Below are 26,949 nucleotides of genomic sequence, written 5' to 3' on the forward strand. Positions count from 1 at the left end.
ATTATGCAAGGCTTATTTAACTCACAACAAACAATACTTGTACTCGGTCTAGGTGAGACGGGTGCCTCGGTATTGCGTTGGCTAGAGCATTTTCCTGAATTGACAGTGATTGCTGCTGACACCAGAGATCACCCCCCCCAACTGGCTCTTTTAAATAATAGCTTTCCAAGAGTGCGTTTTTTTTGTGGAACAGATACCGAAATTGCCTGCCAACAGGCTGATGTCATTATCGTGAGCCCAGGAGTTCCTTTATCTTATACTCCACTTAGCGTTGCGCAGCAACGAGGTGCTCTTGTGTTAGGTGATGTAGAAGTATTCGCAAGAGTAATCAATCAGTTGTCACACAAACCAATTGTTATTGGTATTACAGGTTCTAATGGTAAAAGTACCGTGACAACAATGGTGGGGGAAATCCTAAAACATGCCGGGTATCACACCGCTGTAGTTGGCAATATCGGAACGCCAGTATTAGATGTGATGGCAGAGAGTCATTCTATACAAGCCTACGTGTTAGAACTATCTAGTTTTCAATTAGAAACCACTCACAACCTCTATTTAGATGCTGCAACAGTACTCAATGTAAGCGAGGATCATTTAGATCGCTATCAAGATATGGATAGTTATGCTGCTGCTAAGGAGCGTATTTTTAGGTACTGTAAACAACGCATTGTAAATCGCCAGGATACTTATTCTTGGGCAATGTCTGAGCCTACCAGTTGGTCTTTTGGTTTGGATCAATCCGTAAATACAAATGATTGGGGTATTGAGCACAAAGATAATGAAGTGTGGATATCTCATGGCCAGAGCACATGTTTGAAATTGAGTTCTTTTCCGCTTGCTGGATTACATAATGCTGCCAATGCCATGGCCGCCTTAGCCTTAACCTATGCGGTAGGAGTTAATCCGAGCGTGGCCGTTGAGGCGTTAATGAAATTCAAAGGGTTGCCTCATCGAGTGGAGCCTGTTGCAACTCATAATCAGATTACTTTCTACGATGATTCCAAAGGGACCAACGTGGGGGCGACAGTTGCTGCATTAGAAGGGTTGCCTCAAAAGGTGGTATTGATAGCTGGTGGAGATGGAAAAGGTCAAGATTTTTCACCCTTGTCTCCCGCATTAAATAAACATGGTCGTGCGTTAGTGTTGATTGGAAGAGACGCGCCATTGATTGAACAAGCCACTCTTCATTGTGGAATTCCAATTGATCATGCTCGTGATATGAAAGAAGCAGTGGTGAAAGCCATGCATTTTGCACAAACAGGTGATGCTGTTTTGTTGTCCCCAGCTTGTGCTAGTTTTGATATGTTCGATAATTATTTGCATAGAGCACAAGTATTTATTCAATCTGTTAAAGATGTGATTGAGGAGAGAGCGTCATGAAAGTTTTGTCTACTCCCAAATTACTTAGATCTGAATATGATATCGCTCTGTTTTGGGCGGTTCTTGGATTGTTAGCAATTGGAGTGGTGATGGTGTATTCAGCCTCTATTGCTAGCGCAGAAGCGGACCGACATACAGGGTTTCATTCTACCTACTACTTTATTCGACAGTTGATCTATGTGAGTGCTGCCATGATGGCCGGGATAATGGCCTTTCAGATCAAAGTGGAAACATGGCAAAAACTTGCTCCTTATCTCTTTTTTGCTGTTGGCATTCCTATGTTGATATTGGTATTGGTACCTGGTATTGGCAAAGAGGTAAACGGGAGTAGACGTTGGTTGTCATTGCTTGTTTTTAACTTACAACCCTCCGAGTTCATGAAGTTTTTTGTGGTGTTATACGCCGCTGATTACACAGTGAGAAAGGCGGCTTTCATGCATAGTCTGACCAAGGGCTTTTTCCCAATGGGGCTTGTCATGATTCTGGTTGGTTACTTTTTGTTAAAAGAGCCGGATTTTGGGGCTTTGGTGGTGATGACCGCTATTACTGCCTCGATTTTGTTTTTGGGGGGATTAAATTGGCGTTTATTTGTAATTTTAATGGCGCTATTATCAGTAGCCTTTGTGTTTTTAGTGATTATGTCTCCCTATCGCTTTAATCGCTTAATTTGGTTTTGGCATCCATGGGCTGATCCGTTCGGTAAAGGCTACCAATTAACTCACGCTCTTATTGCTTTTGGCCATGGTGGTTGGTTTGGGGTGGGACTAGGCGCTAGTGTTGAAAAACAATTATATCTACCAGAAGCACACACAGACTTCTTAATGGCAGTGATAGCTGAGGAATTAGGGTTTGTTGGGGTACTTTTCACTTTGAGTTTGTTTGTGTTTGTAGTATGGCGCTCCTTTGCTATAGGGCGACGAGCAGCGGCTTTAGGTAATCATTTTGGTGCCTTAGTAGCGCAAGGTGTAGGGGTGTGGATAGCAGTACAAACCATTGTGAATGTTGGTGTAAATATGGGCATGCTGCCCACTAAAGGACTCACCTTGCCACTATTAAGTTATGGTGGGTCAGGTATTGTCTCTAACTTATTGGCGCTAGCCATACTCATGCGTATTGATTACGAGTTACGTGTTTCTCCTCGAGTGAGGATGTCATGAGTAACCCTACTGTATTCATCATGGCGGGCGGTACTGGGGGGCATGTGTTCCCCGCTTTGGCTCTGGCAGATCAATTACGTGCTCAACAATGGCGAGTAATTTGGCTTGGCTCTGAGCAAGGAATGGAGGCGAAACTTGTACCAGAAAAAGGATATTGTTTAGAGACGATTGCTATCAAAGGTATGCGCGGTAATGGTGTAATGCGATATATTCGTGCGCCTTGGATGATTTATCAAGCCACCCGACGTGCTTGTAAATTATATCGATATTATCGTCCTTCTCTTGCTGTGGGGTTTGGGGGTTTTGCCTCTTTTCCAGGTGGGATGGCAGCAAAAATTGTTGGATGTTCATTAGTTCTTCATGAACAAAATGCAATAGCAGGTTTAACCAATCGCATTCTTGGATTATGGGCAAAGCAGGTGTATACAGGTTTTCCTGATGCCTTTAAACGGACCTCTAAAAATGTATTAGCTAATCTACTTCCCCAACCCAAATCCATAAAATGGATTGGTAACCCTGTGAGAGAGACGATTACATCTTTGTTGCCTCCGCTACAACGTTACCAGTCTCGACAAGGAAAATTACGTTTACTTGTTATTGGTGGCAGTCAGGGTGCACGTGCATTAAATAGAATTATTCCCGAAGCTTTGTCTCAAATGTCATCAGAAGATCGGCCTCTTGTGACTCATCAAGGCGGCGAAAAATTATTTGAAGAACTCGAGCAATGTTACCGTTCTCATCAAGTTGAAGCACAACTCATTTCGTTTATTGATGATATGGCGACAGTATATCAACAAGCAGATTTAGTAATCTGTCGTGCTGGTGCTTTAACTGTTAGTGAATTAGCGTGCGCTGGAGTAGCAAGTCTTTTAGTTCCTTTTCCTGCGGCAGTGGATGATCACCAAACTCTGAACGCACAGTTTTTAGAAGAACAGGGTGCAGCCTACCTTGTTCAACAAAAGGATTTAACTATTGAAGGTCTTGTTAAGTTTTTGACTCATCTTAATCGACAGGATTTATCGTTAATGGCTGAGCGTGCATACCACTTAGCAAAACGACAGGCGACAGATGAATTGTATCTTGCCTGTAAGGAGTGGGGTCATGCGTCATAAAGTTCGTCATATTCATTTTGTTGGAATTGGTGGTGCCGGTATGAGCGGTATCGCAGAAGTACTATTAAATTTAGGTTACGAGGTAACTGGTTCTGATATTAACATCAATACTGCCACAGAGAGATTGTCCGGATTAGGTGCATTAATTCGCCACGGACATCAGGCTGAACATGTAGAAGGAGCAGATGTAGTCGTTATTTCCACAGCTGTCTTGCACAATAACCCAGAGGTTGTCCGTGCCCGGGAACAGAGAATCCCAGTGATTCCTAGAGCCATGATGTTGGCTGAACTCATGCGTCTTAAAAAAGGTATTGCTGTGGCAGGTACTCATGGCAAAACAACCACTACCAGTTTAATTGCTAGTATTTTAGCCGAAGCGGATCTTGATCCAACCTTTGTTATAGGCGGTAAACTGAATAGCGCAGGGACTCACGCAGCGTTAGGTAAAGGTGAGTTTATTGTGGCAGAAGCAGATGAGTCCGATGCTTCTTTTCTGTTTTTACAACCAGTTATTTCAGTAGTAACCAATATCGATCAAGATCATATGGAAACCTATGATCATGATTTTGAAAAACTGAAAGATGCCTTTGTTAAGTTTCTTGATCATCTTCCCTTTTATGGTGTTGCTGTGCTGTGCCTAGAAGATCAAGTGGTTAAGGAATTACTTCCGCGTATAGAAAAACCCGTTGTGACTTATGGTTTCTCAGAGGATGCCATGATTCAAGCGGTTGATGTGACAGCAGAAGCTGGCAGAATGGTATTTGGGGTGCTATTAAAACCCAATCGTTCCAGACGAGAAACACGTCGTTTATCAGTAGTATTGAATTTACCAGGTCGTCATAACGTATTGAATGCCCTAGCAGCCATTGCTGTTGCTCTTGAAGTGGGCGCTTCAACTCCTGCTGTGATTAAAGCCTTGGAAAAATTTAAGGGTGTGGGACGTCGCTTCCAGCGTTATGGCCAACGAGTTATTCCGCACAACAAAGGTAACTTTGATTTAGTAGACGACTATGGTCATCACCCGGTAGAGATGAAAGCAACTTTAGAGGCTGCGCGCGGTGCCTTTCCAAATAGACGAATTGTTTTAGTATTTCAGCCTCATCGATACAGCAGAACAAAAGATTGCTTCGATGGTTTTGTTGATGTGTTGTCACATGCTGATGGTGTGATTCTGTGTGATATTTATCCTGCTGGAGAGGCGCCAATTCAAGGAATAGATAGCGACCAATTAGCTCGAGCTTTGGATAAGAAAAATGCACGATTACTTATTCGTCACAGTGATTTAACAACTCTCCCGCACAGGGTACTAAACCAATTACAAGCTAATGATGTATTAATCACGATGGGTGCAGGAAGTATTGGTTTACTCCCACAGCAACTAATTCACTTGACTGAGGAGGCTAGGTAATTGTGAGTTATCTTGCCCCTGGTCAGTTAAAACATAATGAGCCAATGAGCCAACATGTCAGCTGGCGTGCGGGTGGTATCGCTCAACGTTTCTACGTTCCTTTAAATCGTGATGATTTGTCTCGGTTTGTAAGTCAAGAAACGCAGTCAGATTTTCATGTGATTGGATTAGGTAGCAACCTCTTGGTTCGTGATGGAGGGCTAACGGAAACCATTATTCAAATGCATGGTGCGTTAAAAGAAATCCAGGTGGTGGAACAACGGCCTAATGAATTGATACTGGAGGTTGAAGCGGGGGTTCCAGCTCCCAAGATTGCGCGCTGGGTAGCTAAACTTGGTTATCAAGGTGGTGAATTTTTAGCAGGTATTCCAGGTACTTTAGGTGGAGCATTAGCGATGAATGCAGGGTGCTATGGTAAAGAGACATGGCAGTGTGTTGAGTCAGTCATTACGATGGATGATCAAGGCAGTTTCTTTGAACGTAATAATAGTGAGTACGAAATTGGCTATAGGCATGTGGCTCTCAAACCTCCTGTTGGTCAGCGTACTGTGTCACGGCTACATCCCACCCAAGAATGGTTTATTGCTGCCAGACTAAAGTTTATTAATGATCCATTAAAGAAAGGTCAGCAATTAATTAAAGAGTTATTGGCGCGTCGTGTAGCAACCCAACCTTTAGGGCAGCCTAACGCAGGGTCTGTATTTCGTAACCCACCAGGTGGTTTTGCGGCACAGTTAATTGAAAAGAGTGGTCTTAAAGGTGTTAGAGAAGGTGGTGCAGAAGTATCTTACAAGCATGCTAATTTTATTGTTAATGTTGGCGGTGCTACAGCAGCAGATATTGAAAATTTGATATATCGAGTACAACAACGGGTCTGGGAAGTATGCGGTATTTCGCTTACTCCAGAAGTAAGAATAATCGGTAATAGATTAGGTTAGGAGGAGCTAAAATGGCTGTTATATCATTACCTGGATGGTTACAATTAGGACGAAATAATCGTCCTAAAGTGGATGACTATGATCTAACGCAAAAAAGAAGACGGCGTCAATCCTCTATGGGTACACGAGTAAAACCAGGTGCTCAAAAAGAGATTTCAGCAAAAGTAAACTGGTTAAGTCTTGTTGCCATGCTCGGTAAACTTAGCCTTGTTGTATTGCTGACACTGGTTTTATATCTATTTGTGAGTTGGGGAATTAAACGCCCTATGTTTAATATTCAGCGCATCCAAGTTACTGGAGATATGCAGCAAGTTGATAAAGAATTAATTAGTAAACGCCTCCAATCCATGCCAGGTAATTTTTTTACTTTTAATTTGTTTTCTGCGGCGAAAGAATTGAATGCTATGCCTTGGGTGAGTCATGTTCAATTACGTCGTCTATGGCCAGACGGTATTCAGGTAAATGTCATTGAACACCGTCCATTAGTTCGTTGGGGTGAACAAAAGTTACTGGATACTGAAGGACAACTGTTTGAAGCGGATTATACTCCTCATCTTCCGCAATTTACGGGTCCAGATGGGGCGCAACTTGAAGTCATGAGAGAAGCAAAAGAATTTAATCGCCAGTTAACACGTATTCATCACTCGATTGATCAGTTGGTCTTGTCAGAGCGACGTGCTTGGACAATTAAATTAGATAATGGGCTTACGATTAACCTTGGTAGGGCTAATATGCATGAACGTTTAGGTAAATTTGTCGATGCTTATCCGATTATTTTTGGTGATCAGTCAGTACAGGGTAAGTTAGTTGATTTAAGGTATGAAAATGGCTTTGCTTTACGCTTAGCCTCAGCAGAACCAGGAGCTAGGTAATGATGCAAAAAAACCGCGACCAGCGCAGCCTGTTAGTAGGGCTTGATATTGGTACGTCTAAGATAGTGGTCATTGTGGCAGAGGTTTTGCCCGAAGGTGGCTTTGATGTAATTGGTATTGGGCAGCATCCCTCAAAAGGACTTAAGAAGGGGGTGGTGGTAAATATTGAAGCCACCGTTAACTCTATTCATCGTGCAATAGAAGAGGCTGAGTTAATGGCAAATGTCAAAATTAGCGAAGTCATTACAGGTATTGCAGGAAGTCATATAAAGAGTTTTAACTCCCATGGGATGGTCGCGATAAAAGACAAAGAAGTAGCTGATGGCGACATAGAGAGAGTCTTAGAAACTGCCAGAGCAGTGAGTATCCCCACAGACCAACAAATTTTACATATATTGACACAAGAGTTTGTGATTGATGGTCAAGAGGATGTGAAAGAGCCGATTGGCATGAGTGGGGTACGGTTAGAAGTAAAAGTACATATTGTCACTGGAGCGGTATCGGCTGCACAAAATATAATGAAGTGTGTAAGACGCTGTGGTTTAGAAGTACGTGATTTGATATTGCAGCCCCTTGCTTCAGCTGTAGCAGTACTCACTGAAGATGAGAAAGATTTAGGGGTATGTTTAGTAGATATTGGTGGTGGAACTACTGATATTGCTGTGTTTGTCGGTGGTGCTATTCGACATACGGCAATTATTCCTATCGCAGGTGATCAAATTACCAATGATATTGCCATGGCGCTGCGTACCCCGACAAAGGATGCGGAGGAGATAAAAATTGCGCATGGTTGTGCTTTAAGACATATGGCTGATGCAGACCAGCTTCTTGAAGTTCCCGGAGTAGGAGATCGCGGTTCAAGACAAATGTCGAAACATACCCTAGCAGAAGTGGTGGAACCTCGAGTTGAGGAGTTGTTTTCTTTGATTCAAGCAGAATTAAGACGCAGTGGCTTTGAAGAGCTTTTATCATCAGGGATTGTACTAACAGGAGGTTCAAGCTTGATGGCTGGAATGCTTGAATTGGGTGAAGAAATATTCCATATGCCGGTTCGTATCGGTACCCCTAATTATCAAGGAAGTCTTGCGGAAGTGGTCAGAAGTCCTCGGTTTGCAACGGGTATGGGGCTCATTTATTCGGGATTAGAGCAGCATCAAAAAGAGCAAGTGTCTCGTGCAAACATCACTTCTTTTGCACAAATTTACGAACGAATGAAAAATTGGTTCAAGAGTGCGTTTTAATTAGGTAAAATTAGCAAAACCATAAGGAGAAAAACATGCCATCATTTGAAATTTTAGAAAACCATGCACTTGAAGCCGTTATAAAAGTTGTAGGAGTAGGGGGATGCGGTGGAAACGCAGTGGAACATATGGTTTCACGCGGAGTGTCAGGGGTTGAGTTTATTGCTATGAATACCGATAGTCAGGCGTTAAAACGCAGTAAGGCTACTCATCTCCTTCAATTAGGACAATCTATTACCAAGGGTTTGGGTGCAGGTGCTAATCCTGAAGTGGGTAAACAAGCGGCTCTGGCTGACCGTGAACGGATCGCAGAAATGATTCAAGGTGCTGATATGTTATTTATCACTGCTGGCATGGGCGGTGGTACAGGAACAGGTGCGGCACCAGTGGTGGCTGAAATCGCACGCGAATTAGGTATTCTTACAGTGGCGGTTGTAACCAAGCCTTTTGACTTTGAAGGTAAGCGTATGAAAGCTGCCTTGGATGGAATTACTCAGCTATCACAAAATGTGGATTCGCTGATTATTATCCCTAATGCCAAATTAATGGATGTATTGGGTGAAGATATCACTATGTTGGATGCCTATGAGGCAGCTAACGATGTGTTGAAAGGTGCCGTAGCCGGTATTGCTGAGGTAATCAATTGCCCAGGATTGGTAAACGTTGACTTTGCTGACGTAAAAACAGTTATGTCCGAGATGGGGGTAGCAATGATGGGTTCTGCAATGGCCGCAGGTATTGATCGTGCTCATATTGCCGCCCAACAGGCCATAGCTAGCCCATTATTGGAAGATGTGAATCTAGCCGGAGCAAGAGGCGTATTGGTGAATATTACTGCTGGCACCAATATGAAGTTGAAAGAAGTTCATGATGTAATGAACACCATTCGCTCTTTCACCGCTGATGACGCCACTGTGATATTTGGTAGTGTGGTGGATGAATCAATTGGTGACTCATTGAGAGTGACTATTGTGGCTACCGGTCTAGGTGAACCTGTTAAACGTGCACAAACACCACCAATGCGTATTGTGATGACAGGGACAGATAACGAGCCTCTTGACGTAGACTATGATGAGCCCGCTGTTATTCGTCGTGGCCGCAGTCCTATAGTGGATGCATTGAAAGAAACAGGCATGGATGTCTTTGATATTCCAGCTTTTTTAAGAAAACAAGCGGACTAGGCGAAGACAACTGGATGATGGGATGTTGAAGCAACGTACACTAAAAACAACGGTGCATACCGTTGGCATTGGACTTCACACAGGAGTGAAGGTCAGCTTGACTTTACGTCCCGCGCCAGTTGACACCGGAATTATCTTTGTTAGGACAGACCTTCCTGGTGCGCCAACAATTCAAGCCTTGGCGCATCATGTTACTGACACGAGGTTATCTTCACTGATCGAGCAAAATAATGCCAAAGTGAGTACCGTGGAGCACTTGATGTCTGCCCTAGCAGGATTAGGGGTTGATAATCTTTATATCGACATTACTGGACCTGAAGTACCTATTATGGATGGTAGTTCCGGTCCTTTTGTCTTTCTTATTCAATCTGTGGGGTTAATTGAACAAACCGCCCCAAAGAAATACATCAAGATTAAACAAACCCTAGCAGTTCAAGATGGTGATAAAGTCGCTCGCTTTGAGCCTTACTCTGGCTTTAAGGTAACCTACGAAGGGCAATTTAATCATCCGGCATTCAAAGAAATGGGGTCATCTGTGACAGTTGATTTTGCGGATACGTCCTACATTCAAGAAGTAGCTCGTGCGAGAACCTTTGGTTTTACTCAAGATGTTGAAAAACTCCGTTCTATGGGGCTTGCTTTAGGGGGTAGTCTTGATAATGCTATTGTGATGGATGAGTTTCGTATACTCAATGCTGATGGATTGCGTTTTGCAGATGAGTTCCTAAGACATAAAATCTTGGATGCAATTGGTGATCTATACTTAATTGGTCACCCACTAATTGGCTCATTCATTGGCCATAAATCAGGCCATGCACTAAATAATGTCGCTGCACGTGCTCTGTTAGAGAACCCCAATGCTTGGGAGTTTGTTTCCTTTGACAACAATCAACAGGTTCCCACCTCCTTTGTTGAACCCCTGGCTAACTTAACTAGCCAACCTAGCTTTTAATATTGTTTTTTTTATGATGGCGTAACAAGCGCTGAAGTGCCTCCGCCACAGGTCCTGTTTTTATTTTGCTATGTGTCTCTTCAAAATAAGCCAACGTATTAATACTTAACGTTTGATTGGGTGGTGGTAGTCTGATTTTCTCAGATTGAGTAACTACCATTTTAAATTTAAGTGACGTAATATCAGGGAAGCGGTCTTTTATTTGGATCAGTAACGAGGGACCCAGTTGTTTGATTTTGGCTAAAACGGAATTGTGAGTGACTGCAACCGTTAATTCACCGTTTTCAAGGCCAGCGATGTAATTATGGTCGCGCCAAGCTGGTATGAGTAATGTATACCAAAAGCATTCAATATCCTTCAGTAATTTAGCCTTATTTTGCCAAATCTGTAGGCTATTTTCTTGGTTAAGAAGAGCTTTAAGCGATCTAGAGTTCATGTTGTTATTGTATCTGGTAAAATCATAATTTTGTTTAACAGGCACCAACGCCCATGATCGCACAATTTTTAAAAAAGATTTTTGGTACACGTAACGATCGATTACTAAAACAGTATTACAAGGTCGTTACCAAGATTAATGCTTTGGAGCCTTCCCTACAAGCTTTGTCAGATGAGGCCTTGTCACAAAAGACCCAAGAGTTTCGTGATCGATTAAATCAGGGTGAAACCCTTGACCAAATTTTGCCTGAAGCGTTTGCGGTGATGCGTGAAGCCAGTAAACGAGTATTGGGCATGCGTCACTTTGATGTTCAGTTAATTGGCGGCATGGTACTGCATGAAGGAAAAATCTCTGAAATGCGAACCGGTGAAGGAAAAACGCTTGTTAGTACTCTTCCTGCTTATTTAAACGCCTTATCAGGTAAAGGAGTACATGTTGTTACTGTTAACGATTATTTGGCAAAACGTGATGCGGAATGGATGGGACGTGTACATCGATTTCTCGGGTTAAGCGTGGGTATTAATTTATCGCAAATGTCGCACCAAGAAAAACAACAGGCTTATGGTTCAGATATTACTTACGGAACCAATAATGAGTTTGGTTTTGATTATCTGCGTGACAACATGGTAGGGGACGTGAGTGAACGGGTACAGTGCGGATTAAACTTTGCTATTGTGGATGAGGTCGACTCAATTTTAATTGATGAAGCGCGTACACCACTGATTATTTCAGGCCAGGCAGAGGACAGCACCGATCTCTACATCAAAATTAATACTTTAATCCCCCACTTAAAAGCTCAAAATGAGGAAGAGTCGGAAGGTGACTTCTTTGTGGATTTGAAAGCTCATCAGGTTACGCTCTCTGAAGCTGGCCATGAGAAAGCGGAGCGTTTATTAATTGAAATGGGTTTGTTAAGTGAAGGCAGTAGCTTATATGACCCTAGCAATATCATTTTGATGCACCACGTCTACGCAGCATTACGTGCTCAAGTGCTCTACCATCGCGACCAACATTATGTGGTACAAAATAATGAAATTGTTATTGTGGACGAATTTACTGGCCGTATGATGCCTGGTAGAAGATGGTCTGAGGGGATTCATCAAGCATTAGAAGCTAAAGAAGGGGTATCGATTCAGAATGAATCGCAAACTTTGGCATCTATTACATTCCAAAATTATTTTAGGCTTTACGGCAAGCTTTCAGGTATGACGGGAACGGCGGACACAGAAGCCTTTGAATTCCAGCATATTTATGGTTTGGAAACCGTTATTATCCCAACTCATCGTCCTATGGTCCGTCAGGATAGAATGGACCAAATTTTTAGAAGTGCACGTGAAAAATATCAGGCTATTATTAAAGATATTGAAGATTGCCATCAACGTGGACAGCCTGTATTAGTAGGAACCACTTCGATTGAAAGCTCTGAATTACTTTCTCAAGTACTGCAGCAAAAGAAATTATCACATCAAGTGTTAAATGCTAAGCAACATGCACGTGAAGCAGATATTGTTGCTCAAGCCGGCCGTCCTGGGATGATCACTATTGCCACGAATATGGCAGGTCGGGGAACTGATATTGTATTAGGCGGCAATATTGAACAAGATGTTGCTGAGATAGAAAACAATGAATCACTGAGTGAACAGCAAAAAAACGAACAAATAAACCAGCTAAAAAGTCGCTGGCAAGAAGTACATGATGCAGTACTCACGGCGGGTGGATTACATATTATTGGTTCAGAACGCCATGAGTCTCGTCGTATCGATAATCAATTGCGTGGTCGAGCAGGTCGTCAGGGGGATAAGGGGTCAACTCGTTTTTATTTGTCTCTTGAGGATCCGTTACTAAAGATTTTTGCTGCTGATCGAGTTGCTTCTATTATGGATCGTCTTAAAATGCCAGAGGGAGAGGCTATTGAGCATCCTTGGGTCACGCGCGCTATTGAAAATGCCCAACGCAAAGTTGAAGCCAGAAACTTTGATATTCGTAAACAATTACTTGAGTACGATGATGTTGCTAATGATCAACGAAAAGTAATTTATTTACAACGCAATGAAATCCTCGAAACAACCGATGTGTCTGAGACTATTACAGCTATGCGTGAGTCAGTATTAACCGAGGAATTTAGGCGTTTTGTTCCTGAGGATATGGCAGAAGATCAATGGGATTTAGATAGTTTAGTTCGTACCCTAGAGCAGGATTATGCATTGGCCTGTCCTATTTCTGACTGGTTAAAAGCTGAACCTGATTTGAGTGAAGATGAGTTACTCAAACGTGTGACTAAAGACGCCAACCAACGCTATCAAGCAAAATTTGAATTGGTTTCTCCAGATGCATTACATGCTTATGAACGATCAATCTTATTGCATACCATTGATAAATATTGGCGTGAACATTTGGCTGCGTTAGATCATTTACGTCAAGGTATTCATCTGCGTGGCTATGCGCAAAAGAATCCCAAACAAGAATATAAGCGTGAGGCTTTTGAATTGTTTTCGTTAATGCTTGATGGTATTAAACGTGAGGTTACTCAAATTTTGTGTCGCGTTGAAGTGAGCATGCAAAGTGAAGTTGAAAAAGCCGTTGAGGAAGAAGCGCAAGCATCACAGTTAAGTAATATTCAATATCATCATGCTGATTTTGATGAGGCGCTTGCAGGCAACGATGATGAAATACAGGCTACTTCAGATGATGGGCAAACCTATCGTCGCGATTTGCCTAAAGTAGGACGTAATGATCCGTGTCCTTGTGGATCAGGAAAAAAATACAAGCAATGTCATGGACGTTTAGCGTAAATAGAAGGTTAACTTATAGTAGGTCTTTGTAAAGGAATGATGTTTTATGGCTGTTAACTTAAATACTCCGGATCCTCAAAACTTATACCCGATTCCTGGGATTCAGTTAGGGGTCTGTGAGGCAGGAATTAAAAAAGCCAATCGAAAAGACTTGTTACTTATGACGCTAGCGGAAGGAACTGTGGTAGGAGCAGTATTTACTCAAAACCGTTTTTGTGCAGCTCCCGTGACAATTTGCCGTGAACACTTAGCAGCAGCACAACCACGAGCATTGATTATTAATACTGGTTGCGCCAATGCTGGAACTGGAGAAGCGGGTTACCAAGATGCGTTGCTTGTGTGTCAGACAGTGGCAGACCAACTCAAATTACCACGTCATACCATTCTCCCTTTTTCTACTGGAGTGATTTTAGAGCGTCTACCCATGAGCCCTATATTACAAGGGATTGAGAAAGCCCGTGCTGTATTGAATAACGATAATTGGTTTAATGCGGCGCAAGCAATCATGACAACGGACACGGTTGCTAAGGCTTACTCAAAGCAAGTGAGCATTGACGGGGTTCCTATCACTATTACTGGAATAGCAAAAGGGGCTGGAATGATTCATCCCAACATGGCGACCATGCTGGGGTTTATTGCAACTGATATAAAAATAGAACCATTACTGTTACAACAGTTAGTCAAAGAGGTAGCAGACGTATCTTTTAACCGTATAACCGTAGATGGTGACACCTCTACTAACGATTCATTTATAGTGGCTGCTAGCGGACAATCCGCGCTCCCTTTAATTAATGATTCTCATATGGAGCAATATCATATTTTTAAAGAAGCATTAATTGAAGTGGCCAGTTTCTTAGCGCAAGCTATTGTTCGTGATGGTGAGGGTGCAACGAAATTTATGTCTGTAGTAGTAGAAGGGGGCGCAACGCAAGAAGAATGCCTGCAAGTGGCTTTTGCTATTTCTCATTCACCACTTGTTAAAACAGCATTTTTTGCTCAAGACCCTAATCTAGGAAGAATTCTTGCGGCCATTGGCTATGCTGGTATACATGATCTTGATGTGACTAATCTACAGCTCTACTTAGATGATGTTCTGGTTTCAGAACAGGGAGGGCGTGCTGCGAGCTATCTTGAAGAATTAGGGCAAGCTGTTATGAAGAAACCAGAAATTACTATTCGTGTTGTATTAAATCGTGGCCAAGCAAAACAAACTGTTTGGACGTGTGATTTTTCCTATGATTATGTAAAAATTAATGCGGATTATCGAAGTTAAATGACTAACCTCAACAATCAACTGATACCTCTAATAGAACGGTTAGATCAACTACTTGAATTAGTAGCGCGTTTAGTAGTCGTAGATAAAATCAAAGAGATTGATTGGTACAATACCTTCGCTGCTCGCTGGTGTGTTAAGAAAAGTAATCAAGGTTATTTTGAACCTGTAATTCGTTTACCAAAAATACAGTTAACAGATTTACAGGAAATTGATGAGCAAAAAGAACGACTCTATAACAACACACAACAGTTCGTGAGTGGTAAGAGTGCTAATAATGTTTTATTAACCGGAGCACGTGGCACAGGTAAATCGTCACTAATTAAAGCCTTGGTGAATGAATTCGGTCACAGCGGTTTGCGTTTGGTTGAAGTAGATAAAGATCATTTATTAGATCTACCAGAAATCGTTGATGCGCTATCAGCCTATCCTCAACGCTTTATTATTTTTTGTGATGATTTGTCTTTTGAAGCCAATGAGTCGCAATATAAAATGCTAAAAACAGTATTAGACGGTTCGATTCATGAAACACCGCAAAATGTGTTGATTTATGCCACCAGTAATCGCCGCCATTTGATGCCAGAGTTCCTGTCAGAAAATCAAGCAGTGAATCACCGTGATGGTGAAATTCATCCTGGTGAAGCCATTGAAGAAAAAACCTCTTTATCCGATCGTTTTGGTTTGTGGATTTCTTTTTATCCTGTGGACCAGGAAGCCTACCTTACCATTGCAAAGCACTGGGCTTTGTCCTTAGGTGCGTCTGATATTAGTTCTGATGAGTTTAGAATGGAAGCCCTTAATTGGGCTCTCACAAGAGGTTCGCGCAGTGGGCGCAGTGCCTGGCAGTTTGCACGTGACTGGGCTGGACGAGAAAAGTAAAATCCTATGACAACACCGTTAACAAAGTTCACAGAAGTGGTGGTGGGGGTTATTGTTGATGAGAAAGGGCGCTATTTAATGGCTCAGCGCCCACAAGGTAAAGTCTATGCTGGATACTGGGAGTTTCCCGGGGGAAAGGTTGAGTTAGGCGAATCGCATGAACAAGCTCTTGTGCGTGAATTACGAGAAGAGTTAGGCATTGAGATAAGTAAAAGTTATCCCTGGTTTAGCCAAACCTTTGATTATCCTCACGCCCATGTACGGCTACATTTATTTAGAATCATTAAATGGCAAGGTACGCCAATCCCTCTAGAGAACCAACAGTTAGCTTGGCAAGGTTGGGGAGAGGATCCAGTTAGTCCTATGTTACCAGCTAATCAACGTATTTTAGATGCGCTGAGGTTACCTGTACATTATGGTATTACTTATGGTCGTCACATGACTGAACCCATGTTTCTTGAAGCATTAGAAAGAGCCTGTTTTAGAGGGTTACGTTTAATTCAATTACGTGAAAAAGAGTTAGAACGTGATTTGTTAATTAAACTTGCAGAAAAGGTCATGGCCGTAGCAAATCACTATTCAGCAAAGGTATTAATTAATTCTTCAATTGAGGTGGCTCAGGCTGTTGGAGCACATGGAGTTCATTTAACTGCGGCACAAATAATGAGCCTTAAAGAACGCCCGCCTCTGTCATTGGTGGCTGGTTCTTGTCATAACGTAACAGAATTACAATACGCCCAACAGTTAGGTTGTGATTTTGTTGTTGTGGGGCCCGTACAAAATACATTGAGTCATCCTGACATGAGCCCGCTTGGATGGCAACAATTTGAAGAAATGACTCGCCACAGCACAATTCCAGTCTTTGCTATAGGTGGGATGGATTCCTCAAGTTTTGACAGGGCATACGAACACGGCGCTCATGGAATCGCCTCTATGCGTCAAGTTTGGTTGGGAAACCAGACAATTTCAAATCGATTTAAATCAGTCTAAAGGCTGAGGCCAACGATAAAAATAGGGTTCGTTAGCATGAGGACGGGTTCTAAAACGTTTATGTCCCCAAAAATACTGTTCAGGAAAGCGGCGAATTTGCTCTTCAATAAATTGATTCATTCGTGCTACATCTGCTTCTAGAGAGTCAGTAGGGTAATTTTGCCATGGTTCAAAAAATTCTACTTGATATCCGGTATGCCCAGGAAGTTCATAACAAATACTTGGTATAACCAGGGCATTGGTCAGTTTTGCCAAACGCGGCAACGTTGTCACAGTTGCAGCAGGAATATTAAAGAAAGGAACGAATATGGAGTCATTATTCTCTCCAAAATCCATATCAGGTAGGATATAAAGGCGTCGCCCATCTTTTAGTCCGCGAATGAGCGCTCTTAATCCTTGTTTACGTTCCACCATAATGATATCGCCTAAGCGATCCCGTGCTTCACGAATAAGACGGTCGATGTCAGGATTTTTATGTGCCGAGAACATGGAGACGCCACGAAAAGCCATCCCCATACGCGCCCCTTGCATTTCTAAACCAACAAAATGGGGGGTTAAGAAAATAATTGGACGAGTGTGATTTTCAGTAAAATGTAGATTTTTGAAAGTGACTAATTGTTCAATTCTGGATTTTGGAGACCACCAGATTACACCAAGCTCAAGTAGACTAGTACATAATGCTCCTAACTGTTTTTTAACTAACTGCTGTTGTTCTTCAGTTGATAGTTGTGGAAAACAAGCATGGATATTGATACGGGTTGTACGACTCATTTTTGTGTAAAAAGCGAGTAGTCCAATAGCTTTACCTAGGCGAGCAAGAACTGGTAAGGGTAAAAAATGCAATAACCATAAACAAGCAATGCCAAATAATGTGGGCAACCTTGAAAAAAAACGTATCATGGGGTTACCACAGGATAAGGAAGGTTAATGAGAACAACATGTGAGTGGGTACGTGCTACACATAGATTAAGTTGTTTACGTATCGCCTCTGTTTGTACTACTGCCAAAAACAATGATCGATGTTCAGAATCATGTGCAACATTTACCACATGTCCTATGGTCGTCTCATGATCTTGTTCATCAACCAAATGATCTCCTTCTTCAACCATATCATTACATTGAAAGAGACAAGTTCGTCGTTTTACCTGCCCAAGATAATGAGTGCGCGCAACAATTTCTTGTCCGGTATAGCAGCCTTTTTTAAAACCTATGCCATGAATCAAATCCAAATTTAACATTTGTGGAATCCATTGGTCTTGTGCTGATGCAGTGATTTCAGGATAACCATCTTGTATTTGTGCAAGAGACCATAGAGTTAAATCGGTATTAATATTGTCATTGCTTAAATGGGGTTCAATTGATTGAGGTTGTCCAATTATTAATGCGCGATTACTTGCAATACGCAATACCTGTAAGTCGTTCTCTAGGGTTTTGCTTTCTTTAAGAGGAGGGCAGGGTAACTGGTATTGCTCTAAATCTTGGTTTAAGGTGTCTGATAAGAGTCCGATTTGTTGATAATTAGAAGACAGGTCATCAATAGTGACTTTATCACGAAGAATATACATTTTTAGGCGTTTCGCTAATGATTCCACCAATTCACGTCGTATTTGCCATAAAAAAGAGTCTTTGTTGCGCCATATCAAACCATTTGCCAGCAGTCGTCCTTTAGGTGTGCAATAACCTGTCCAATAAAAACGATCGGCTGTCACCAAGGAAATATCCTGGGTCAGTTGTCCTTGTAAAAACTTTTCAGCATCGATACCGCTGATGCGTAATAGACCATAGTGGTTGAGTCTCACTTGTTTCAGCATAGTTAACAGTCATTGTTATACATAATAAGTTATTTTAAACCAGAGTGATCACTTCGGTGTTATTTGCTTTTTCCAATACAGCGATAAGGGCGGATCCGTTATAATAACTGTATTTTACTTTGTGGAATAACGATTAACATGAATGCAGTCCACTATATGCAAGGCCCTCAAGCGCTCTCTTCTTTTCGTTTACAGCGTTTACGTAATGAGTTAGCGCAATCAGGCTTACCTGTGGTTGAAATCACGGCATGGTATGAACATTGTTTTTCTATTCACGCACGTATTGATGAAGCGGGCGGTAATCGTTTGCAACAAATTCTTGATTATGGAGAGCGTGCTGAAATTGTGCATGATTCGGAAGTCACTCTTATTGTGACCCCAAGAATTGGGACTATTTCTCCTTGGTCTAGTAAAGCGACGGATATTGTGCATCATTGTGGATTAACACAAATTGATCGTATTGAAAGAGTACTGGCTTATCACGTTAAATTGTCTGCACCAATGACTGAAGTGATATGGCAACAATTGGCTGAGCGCTTACATGATCGAATGACAGAGACTGTTATTCGTCATCGCGCAGAGTATTCGCGATTATTTGAACCACATGAACCTCAACCCTTAAATACGATTAATGTACTTGATCAAGGTCGCCAAGCTCTAGTGCTTGCCAACCAAACATATGGGTTGGCTCTAGCAGAGGATGAAATTGATTATTTGTTGAAAGTGTTCGTTGACGCACAAAGAAATCCAACAGATGCTGAGTTACTCATGTTTGCTCAAGCCAACTCTGAGCACTGTCGTCATAAGATTTTTAATGCAGATTGGATCATTGACGGACAAAAACAAACATCATCATTGTTTGGTATGGTACGCACCACACATAAGAACAATCCTCAAGGAACCATTGTAGCTTATTCTGATAATGCGGCTATTTTAGAAGGAAAAATGGCGCAGCGATTTTTCCCTAATGGTTCTGGAGAGTATGCATATCATTCATTAACGACACATTTTTTAGCAAAGGTTGAAACCCATAACCATCCAACAGCAATTGCTCCTCATCCTGGTGCTGCAACGGGTAGTGGTGGAGAAATTAGAGATGAAGGCGCCACTGGTATTGGAGCAAAACCAAAAGCAGGCTTGACTGGTTTTAGTGTGTCAAATTTGTTAATACCTGGATTTGTTCAACCATGGGAAGCTGGGACAGGACAACGTCCAGAACGAATTGTGTCAGCATTAACTATTATGGTTGATGGGCCACTGGGTGCAGCAGCATTCAATAATGAATTTGGTCGTCCTAATCTTGCTGGTTACTTCAGAACCTACGAACAACAAGTTGCAGGAGAAATGCGTGGATACCATAAGCCTATTATGTTGGCCGGTGGGATAGGTGCTATTGATGCGCGACATACTCACAAGAAACCGCTACAACCAGGTAATTTGTTTATCCAGCTTGGCGGTCCGGGCATGAGAATTGGTTTGGGAGGAGGCGCTGCGTCATCCATGACAAGTGGTGATAACCAAGAACAATTGGATTTTGATTCCGTACAGCGCTCTAACCCAGAAATTCAACGACGTGCGCAGGAAGTAATTGATCGCTGCTGGCAGTTAGGTGAACATAATCCTATTTTAGCGATTCATGATGTGGGTGCTGGGGGCTTATCAAATGCTTTTCCTGAATTAGCTCATGATGGGGGAGTGGGAGGGCATTTTGATATACGTAAAGTCCCTTCAGAAGAGCCGGGAATGTCTCCCAAAGAGATTTGGAGTAACGAGTCACAAGAGCGTTATGTTTTGGCTATACATCCAGATCAACTTGATCTATTCACCTCATTATGTGAACGCGAACGCTGTCCCTTTGCTGTAGTAGGGGTAGCCACCGCTGAGCCTCGTTTGTTGGTTGAAGATAGTTTGCTCAATGAAACTGTTGTTGATATGTCTCTTGAGTCGTTGTTAGGAAAACCACCTAAAATGACCCGTGATGTGACTCATGTTCAGAATAACTTGAAAGCGCTTCAATTTGATCAGTCGGTCACTGCCAGAGAAGCGTTATATCGGGTATTGCGACTTCCTGCTGTTGCGGATAAAAGCTTCTTAATCACGATAGGTGACCGAACTGTAGGTGGATTGTCACATCGCGATCCGATGGTAGGTCGTTGGCAGGTTCCGGTTGCTGATGTGGCTGTGACGCTAGCAGATTTCAAACATTATCATGGTGAAGCCTTTGCAATGGGTGAGAGAACGCCATTGGCTGTAATTAATGGCCCTGCCTCTGGAAGAATGGCTGTTGGCGAAGCCATTACTAATCTTGCTGCGGCGCGCATTGCGAAACTGAGTGATATTAAATTTTCAGCCAACTGGATGGCAGCAGCAGGGTCTCCTGGTGAAGATGCTGTACTGTTTGATACAGTCAAGGCAGTGACACAAGATGTATGTATTGACCTTGGCTTAAGTATTCCAGTGGGTAAAGACTCTATGTCCATGAAAACAGTATGGCAAGATGAGTCAGGTCAACATTCAGTAACGGCCCCCTTGTCTTTAATTATTTCCGGTTTTGCTCCTTGCTTAGATGTGCGCCAAACGCTTACTCCTGAATTAACGGCCAATGAGTCTACCTTATTATTGTTAATTGATCTTGGACGAGGAAAAAATCGTTTGGGAGCCAGTGCGTTGGCGCAGGTATACAATCAAGTAGGTAATGAGACTCCTGACCTAGATAAGCCGCAAGATGTAAGAGCTTTCTTTACTATTATGCAAAGCCTAAATAGAGAGGGAAAAATTCTTGCCTATCACGATCGCTCAGACGGTGGTGTTATTACTACTGTATGCGAAATGTTATTTTGCTCACGATTAGGAGCCACCATTAATCTCGCCTCTCTTGTTGATTCTTCTAATGCACTAGCTTGCTTATTCAATGAAGAATTAGGTGCTGTTATTCAGATTAAAGAATCAGATATAGACTATGTCACTGACGCATTAGATGCTGTAGGGTTAGGAGAATGCCATCATGTTTTAGGACGGATAAATGAAACAGATCGTCTTATTGTTCAACATCATAATGAAACTTTAATTGATGAGGCAGTTGGACAACTTCATCTTGCTTGGTCAGAAACCAGCCATCGTATTCAAATGCTACGTGACAACCCGCATGTGGTCACTCAGGAATATGAGCGTATTAGTCATCGTTCTGATCCGGGGTTAACTTGGAATCTTACTTTTGATATAAATGAAGATATAACAGCGCCCTATATTCATACCGGAATTCGTCCAGAAATAGCAGTTCTACGTGAGCAGGGGGTGAATGGACATGTTGAAATGGCTGCCGCCTTTGATCGAGCAGGGTTTAGTGCGGTTGACGTTCATATGAGTGATATATTAAGTGGCCGTGTTACTCTGGCTCGTTTTAAAGGATTGGTTGCTTGCGGTGGTTTCTCTTATGGGGATGTGTTAGGTGCAGGGGAGGGCTGGGCTAAATCTATTTTATATAATGCCCGTGCTTACGATCAATTTGCTCAGTTTTTTAATCGTTCAGATGTCTTTGCCTTAGGCGTATGTAATGGTTGCCAAATGATGAGTAATTTATCGTCACTTATTCCCGGTGCTGATCACTGGCCACGTTTTAAACGTAATCGTTCTGAACAATTTGAAGCTCGCGTTGTATTGCTGGAAATCACCCCTAGTCAGTCAGTTCTAATGAATGGAATGGTTGGCAGTCGTATTCCAGTACCTGTTGCTCATGGTGAAGGATATGCGACGTTTAAGGATGAGGAGTCGCTTAAACGTGCTCAAGCTTATGTGTCCATGCGCTATGTAGATGGATTTGGTAAGGTAGCAACGACTTATCCTTTAAACCCTAATGGATCACCTACCGGAATTGCGGGAGTTACTTCACGTGATGGACGCTTTACTATTATGATGCCTCATCCCGAACGAGCCTTTAGAGCAGTACAAAACTCATGGTATCCAGACTCGTGGTTGGAAGATGGAGCATGGTTAAGAATGTTTAGGAATGCAAGAAGGTTTATTAATTAAGATTAAATAATTGTTGCCAACTGGTATTAACTTGTTGGATAAGATTTTTTGCTTTTAAAGGGGGGATACGTGCGTGTATTGCTCCCTTTAGTTTTTCTAAGTGTTGCCATTCACGATATTGCATATAACATTGTGCTAATGCTTCCCCTTCTTCGTTTCTTAATAATCCAAGGCTCGAAGAACGTCGAAGTAATGCCACGTTCCCTAGGTTTTCGGTTAGATTGGGATAACGATGTGCATAGGCTAAAATGAGAAATTGAACGATAAACTCAATATCAATCATCCCTCCTTGATCATGTTTGATATCAAACAAGTCAGATTGATTAGGATGCCCCTCATACATTCTTTGACGCATGGAAATAATTTCTTGTTTGAGAGCGTTGAGTTCTCTTTGTTTGGTAATGACATCAAAGCGTATTTGATCAAAGGCGTGACCTACCTCAGGATCACCGCAACAAAAACGTGCGCGTGTCAGCGCTTGATGCTCCCAAACCCAAGCTGAATTATCTCTGTCTTGATGATGATAATGATAAAAAGCCTCTATTGGGCTAACTAATAAACCAGCACTTCCATTCGGTCTTAATTGCATATCAATATCATAGAGAGTTCCCGTACCAAGTGGTGTAACCATCCATTGAGAAAACTTTCTGACAACATATGAATAGTGTAATTGTGCATCAGGATGGTCGTCGTTATGTAGAAAGACCAAATCCAAATCAGAGGAGTAACCCATTTCCTTACTACCCCATTTACCATAAGCAATAATGGCAAGCTTAGGTTGTTCTATATGTTTTTTTGCATATTGTTGCCATACTTGATTAAGTACAATAGCCGCTAGCGTATCAGCCATAGCACTTAGATGATCTGCTACTTCAGTGACTGTTAACTTTTTTTGAAGATCCTGTAACAGAATTTGAAAAGTATATTGGTGTTTTGCCCGTCTCAAGATATGCATTTGCTCTTCGATATCCTGTGGGATTTCATTTAGACGACTAATCAAGTTGTCTTTAAAGTTTTGCCAATAGTCTTTTAAATCATGATGAAAGGGATTACTTTTTAAGAATTCATCTAACAACTGTGGTCGCTGAGTAATATATTGACTTGCCCATTCTGAGGTATAAAGCAAATCAATTAATCGTTTTAATACAATAGGATAGTCAACGAGTAGCATTACATAGGAGGCCTTACGACTAATGGCTTCCATAAAGCGCAGAAAACGATTAATAATGATTTCATGAGAATCAGCAGAATACTGCTCAAGAATAAGGGTTAATCCCTTACCCATAGCCATATCAAATTGTTCTCTTGTTCGCTGTGTTTGTGCTCGATAAGAGAAAGTGGTTTTAAGAGAAGACAGTTTTTGAATCAAATGTACTTCAGGTAAGTTTTGATAGTTCTCGTCTAATAATACCTCGGAACGTTGCCATAATTCGTCACCCACACTTAAAGTTTGTTCTGTTTCATTTGGAAAAATCTTATTAAATAGTTGACTCACCTGATTGCGATGATGATTTAATGCATCCATAAAATTTGCGATATCAGCAAAGCCCATACTCAAAGCAAGTTCACTCAGCTCATTATCATTCACAGGCAGATAATGAATTTGTTGATCTTCACGGTATTGAATTCTATGCTCTAATTTTCTTAGAAAAAAATAGGCCTCCTGTAGAAGTGTCGAGTCAGATGGAGTAAGAAAGCCTCGATCCACAAGTGTCTTTAGGACGCTAAGAGTAGGGATAGTACGTAATTTAATATCTTGACCACCATGAATCAATTGAAAAACTTGAGTAATAAATTCAATTTCTCGGATTCCGCCAGGTCCAAGCTTAATATCGGACCCTCGATAGGTATGTTTCAGTTCAGCATTTCTCGCTTCTTCACGGATTAAACGATGAATGGTTCGTAGCGCACTCATCGCAGAGAAATCAAGATGTTTACGGTAAACAAATGGGGTTACTTTTTCTATTAACGCCTGTGTTCCGCGTATAACATGATGATTCATCGGGTCAGAAATAACTCGCGCTTTTATCCAAGCGTAACGCTCCCAATCGCGTCCCTGAATAGTAAAGTAATCCTCAAGCATGGCGAGGTTAATGACCAATGGCCCTGCCGTCCCATTAGGGCGTAATCTGAGATCAACTCTAAATACAAAACCTTCATCAGTCACATCTGACAGTAATTTATTAAGCTGTTGACCTAGTCGATGAAAAAAATCTTGGTTTGAGATTGAGCGTTGAGCTGTTGATGTTATTTGAGTTTCACCCTCTTCTTCATAGGCGAAAATAAGATCTATATCAGATGAAACGTTAAGTTCTCGTCCACCTAATTTACCCATGGCAATAACCAGTAACTCTTGCTGTTGATGAGTATCTTTTCCCGTTGGCGTGCCATGTAGTTTAACTAACTCATTAGTTAGCACCAAAGTGCCCTGTTGTACGGCAAATTCAGCAAAATCACTCATTTGCTGCGTGACTTCATTGACATCAGCTAACCCCAACAAGTCTTTCATAATAATGTGACTATAGACACGTTGTCTTAAGCGTCGTAAACCAATATTTAGTTTAAGAACCGGGTTATCTTCTTGTGGGGAGAGCTGATAGAGTGCTTCATTAAAAGAAAAACGCGTCCAAGTTGTTGGCAAGGACGCGTTAATAGTTTCTTTAGAGACTTTACCTGATTGGATAAGTCTCGTTAAATAATGTGAATACTGCCAGGAATCAAACAATTTTAGTAGTTTTCGATTTTAGCCTTAGCGCGAAGATCTTGAACGTACTTAATGAAGGCTTCCTGTTCTTTGTTTTGACGTAATCTCTCTTTGACTTCATCAAAGGCAGGTGCTTTCAACGGACGTACATCCAACAAGCGGATAACGTGATAACCAAATTGGGTTTGGACCGGTGTTTCGGTATACTGCCCTTTTTTCAAATTAACTAATGCGTCAGCAAAACCTTTCACGTAAGTTGATGGAATCGCCCAACCTAATTTTCCACCGTTTGCTCCAGATCCAGTATCTAAGCTTTTTTCCTTAGCCAGTTTTTCGAAGTTGGCACCTTTTTTAAGGTCAGCGATGATTTGTTTGGCTTCGGCTTCTGTTTTAACAAGAATATGTTCGGCAGAATATTCTTTGCTACCTGCTTGGGTTTTCATTTTATCGTATTCAGCTTTAAGTACGCTGTCTGCGATGGGGTGTTCTTTAACAAAACGGTTTTGGAACGTATTGGCCAAGATCTCTTGTTTATTTAAGTCAATTTGTGCAAGAACCTGTGGATCTTTGTCTAAGCCTTCTTTTTCCGCTTCTTGTGAAATTAACAATAAAGCAATGAGGTTATCTTTTACAGCTCTTTCAAGCTGTGCGCCAGCAGGGCGACCTTGCGCTTCTTGGGAGCGCATAATAACGTCAACTTTTTCATTGGAGATGGCTGTTCCATTAACAATGACTTCTTTGCCGCTATTGTTAGTAGAGCTGGTGGCTTGTTTTGATTGGTCAGCATAGACAATAGTTAATGCCAATAGCCCACCAACCAACGACAAGGAAATAAGCGTATGTTTCAGTTTCATGAGTAGTTAGTCCTTGGTTTAGTAAAATTAAAACTTATCGGTTAAGAATATTTATTCTTAACGCGTGAATGCTGTTGGGAAACAGATCCCCTAATGCATTATAAATCAGTCTATGACATGTTAGGGTATCTTTACCTTTGAACTGGTCGCAGTCAATAGTTAGCTTAAAATGTCCGGCTCCTTTGCTCTCATGGTGCCCTTCATGATGTTTTGTGTCATCACGAATTGTCAGTGAGCGGGGTTGCAACAGGGCTAATCGTGTTTCCATTTGATGGATTAAATCGTTATTGTTGATCATTGTTTTGATTGATATGTTTTGCTAAAAGAATACCCTGGATCACAATAAATATAATCATTAAAGCCATTAAACCAAATAATTTAAATTTAACCCACACAGCCTCCGGATAGTGAAAAGCAACATAAAGGTTAATGGCGCCTAAAAAACTAAAGAACAGTGCCCAGGCTAAATTAATTTTCCCCCAAAGCGTGTCAGGTAAGTGTAGTTCCTTACCTAACAGAGCACGCATTGGGTTTTTCCCTAATACGAGTGGTCCGAAGAATAGTATTGCCGCAAATATCCAGTATAAAACAGTGGGTTTCCAGCGAATAAATACGGTAGGATTAATGCCACCTATTGGATGAGTTTTAGTCCATAAAGTTAAGCCGCCGAATATAACAATGACCACAAGTCCAATCCATGCTGCAGGCTCCACCCGTTTTTTTAACGATAAAAGAACAATGATTTGGAGAATACTGGCACAAATGGCTACGGCTGTAGCCCAATAAATACCGCCCCACTGGTAGGCAGCAAAAAACAAAACAACTGGAAATAAATCAAAAAATATCTTCATAGCCTACTATTTTCCTCGAAAAGCCTAATCTTTGTCCATGCCAAATAGTAAGCAGGTGTATCGGGGTAGCTTAAGATTTGCTATCATAT

At 41.7% G+C, this 26,949-nt stretch carries 21 protein-coding genes; 14 read left to right on the top strand and 7 right to left on the bottom strand.

The window, feature by feature from the left end; all coding sequences use genetic code 11:
- Positions 1-3: 3 nt before the first annotated feature.
- The 9 genes from murD to lpxC are packed head-to-tail and all read left to right on the top strand — an operon-like array spanning position 4 to position 10,241.
- Positions 4-1,380, top strand: a complete 1,377-nt coding sequence (murD, locus tag FV185_RS01040) for a UDP-N-acetylmuramoyl-L-alanine--D-glutamate ligase (RefSeq protein ID WP_067492720.1) — start codon at positions 4-6, stop codon at positions 1,378-1,380.
- Entirely contained in the window at positions 1,377-2,537 is a 1,161-nt protein-coding gene (gene ftsW, locus FV185_RS01045) for a putative lipid II flippase FtsW (protein ID WP_067492721.1), read from the top strand. Before murD ends, ftsW begins: the two co-directional genes overlap by 4 nt.
- Positions 2,534-3,649, top strand: coding sequence for an undecaprenyldiphospho-muramoylpentapeptide beta-N-acetylglucosaminyltransferase (murG, locus tag FV185_RS01050; RefSeq protein ID WP_067492722.1), 1,116 nt, complete (start codon positions 2,534-2,536; stop codon positions 3,647-3,649). The genes ftsW and murG overlap by 4 nt, the downstream gene beginning before the upstream one ends.
- On the top strand, positions 3,639-5,057 hold the full coding sequence (gene murC, locus FV185_RS01055) for a UDP-N-acetylmuramate--L-alanine ligase (protein WP_067492723.1): 1,419 nt from the start codon (positions 3,639-3,641) through the stop codon (positions 5,055-5,057). Before murG ends, murC begins: the two co-directional genes overlap by 11 nt.
- 2 nt (positions 5,058-5,059) lie before the next feature.
- Complete coding sequence (murB, locus tag FV185_RS01060) at positions 5,060-5,995, top strand: UDP-N-acetylmuramate dehydrogenase (protein ID WP_197457700.1); 936 nt, start codon at positions 5,060-5,062, stop codon at positions 5,993-5,995.
- Positions 5,996-6,006: 11 nt separating this feature from the next.
- Positions 6,007-6,867 carry a cell division protein FtsQ/DivIB gene (locus tag FV185_RS01065; RefSeq protein ID WP_067492726.1) on the top strand — a complete coding sequence of 287 codons (861 nt, stop codon included), beginning with the start codon at positions 6,007-6,009 and terminating at the stop codon, positions 6,865-6,867.
- A gap of 2 nt (positions 6,868-6,869) precedes the next feature.
- Entirely contained in the window at positions 6,870-8,108 is a 1,239-nt protein-coding gene (gene ftsA / locus FV185_RS01070) for a cell division protein FtsA (protein ID WP_067494157.1), read from the top strand.
- A 35-nt stretch (positions 8,109-8,143) separates the two neighbouring features.
- Positions 8,144-9,289, top strand: coding sequence for a cell division protein FtsZ (gene ftsZ / locus FV185_RS01075; RefSeq protein ID WP_067492727.1), 1,146 nt, complete (start codon positions 8,144-8,146; stop codon positions 9,287-9,289).
- Positions 9,290-9,311: 22 nt separating this feature from the next.
- A complete protein-coding gene (gene lpxC / locus FV185_RS01080) occupies positions 9,312-10,241 on the top strand; it encodes a UDP-3-O-acyl-N-acetylglucosamine deacetylase (RefSeq protein WP_067492729.1) in 930 nt (309 codons plus the stop codon).
- Here lpxC and FV185_RS01085 read toward each other — a convergent pair.
- Positions 10,231-10,677, bottom strand: coding sequence for a DciA family protein (locus FV185_RS01085; protein ID WP_156474142.1), 447 nt, complete (start codon positions 10,675-10,677; stop codon positions 10,231-10,233). The two genes, lpxC and FV185_RS01085, sit on opposite strands and share 11 nt — an antisense overlap.
- 53 nt (positions 10,678-10,730) lie before the next feature.
- Between FV185_RS01085 and secA the strand changes: the two genes are divergently transcribed.
- From secA to FV185_RS01105, 4 genes are read left to right on the top strand one after another with little or no spacing between them, the layout of a single operon-like run.
- Entirely contained in the window at positions 10,731-13,469 is a 2,739-nt protein-coding gene (gene secA, locus FV185_RS01090; protein WP_067492736.1) for a preprotein translocase subunit SecA, read from the top strand.
- A gap of 46 nt (positions 13,470-13,515) precedes the next feature.
- Entirely contained in the window at positions 13,516-14,742 is a 1,227-nt protein-coding gene (gene argJ / locus FV185_RS01095) for a bifunctional glutamate N-acetyltransferase/amino-acid acetyltransferase ArgJ (protein WP_067492738.1), read from the top strand.
- The gene (locus tag FV185_RS01100; RefSeq protein WP_067492739.1) at positions 14,743-15,621 is read left to right on the top strand and encodes an ATP-binding protein; all 879 of its coding nucleotides are present in this window, start codon (positions 14,743-14,745) and stop codon (positions 15,619-15,621) included. It abuts the gene before it with no gap.
- Between the two features lie 6 nt (positions 15,622-15,627).
- Positions 15,628-16,611 carry a Nudix family hydrolase gene (locus tag FV185_RS01105; RefSeq protein WP_067492741.1) on the top strand — a complete coding sequence of 328 codons (984 nt, stop codon included), beginning with the start codon at positions 15,628-15,630 and terminating at the stop codon, positions 16,609-16,611.
- On the opposite strand, the gene FV185_RS01110 is transcribed toward FV185_RS01105, so the two are convergent.
- Positions 16,603-17,511, bottom strand: a complete 909-nt coding sequence (locus FV185_RS01110) for a lysophospholipid acyltransferase family protein (protein ID WP_067492743.1) — start codon at positions 17,509-17,511, stop codon at positions 16,603-16,605. The two genes, FV185_RS01105 and FV185_RS01110, sit on opposite strands and share 9 nt — an antisense overlap.
- On the bottom strand, positions 17,508-18,422 hold the full coding sequence (gene ygfZ / locus FV185_RS01115; protein WP_067492745.1) for a CAF17-like 4Fe-4S cluster assembly/insertion protein YgfZ: 915 nt from the start codon (positions 18,420-18,422) through the stop codon (positions 17,508-17,510). The genes FV185_RS01110 and ygfZ overlap by 4 nt, the downstream gene beginning before the upstream one ends.
- Positions 18,423-18,560: 138 nt before the next feature.
- Here ygfZ and purL point away from each other — a divergent pair, with 138 nt between their 5' ends.
- Entirely contained in the window at positions 18,561-22,451 is a 3,891-nt protein-coding gene (gene purL / locus FV185_RS01120; RefSeq protein WP_067492747.1) for a phosphoribosylformylglycinamidine synthase, read from the top strand.
- On the opposite strand, the gene glnE is transcribed toward purL, so the two are convergent.
- From glnE to FV185_RS01140, 4 genes are read right to left on the bottom strand one after another with little or no spacing between them, the layout of a single operon-like run.
- Positions 22,444-25,176, bottom strand: a complete 2,733-nt coding sequence (gene glnE / locus FV185_RS01125) for a bifunctional [glutamate--ammonia ligase]-adenylyl-L-tyrosine phosphorylase/[glutamate--ammonia-ligase] adenylyltransferase (RefSeq protein WP_067492749.1) — start codon at positions 25,174-25,176, stop codon at positions 22,444-22,446. The genes purL and glnE overlap by 8 nt on opposite strands.
- Positions 25,177-25,178: 2 nt before the next feature.
- A complete protein-coding gene (locus tag FV185_RS01130) occupies positions 25,179-26,009 on the bottom strand; it encodes a peptidylprolyl isomerase (RefSeq protein WP_067492751.1) in 831 nt (276 codons plus the stop codon).
- A 34-nt stretch (positions 26,010-26,043) separates the two neighbouring features.
- A complete protein-coding gene (locus tag FV185_RS01135) occupies positions 26,044-26,307 on the bottom strand; it encodes a BolA family protein (RefSeq protein WP_067492754.1) in 264 nt (87 codons plus the stop codon).
- Positions 26,294-26,860 carry a septation protein A gene (locus tag FV185_RS01140; protein ID WP_067492756.1) on the bottom strand — a complete coding sequence of 189 codons (567 nt, stop codon included), beginning with the start codon at positions 26,858-26,860 and terminating at the stop codon, positions 26,294-26,296. Before FV185_RS01140 ends, FV185_RS01135 begins: the two co-directional genes overlap by 14 nt.
- Positions 26,861-26,949: the final 89 nt, after the last annotated feature.

The organism is Ferrovum sp. PN-J185, from assembly GCF_001581925.1.
Classification (GTDB): Bacteria; Pseudomonadota; Gammaproteobacteria; order Burkholderiales; family Ferrovaceae; genus PN-J185.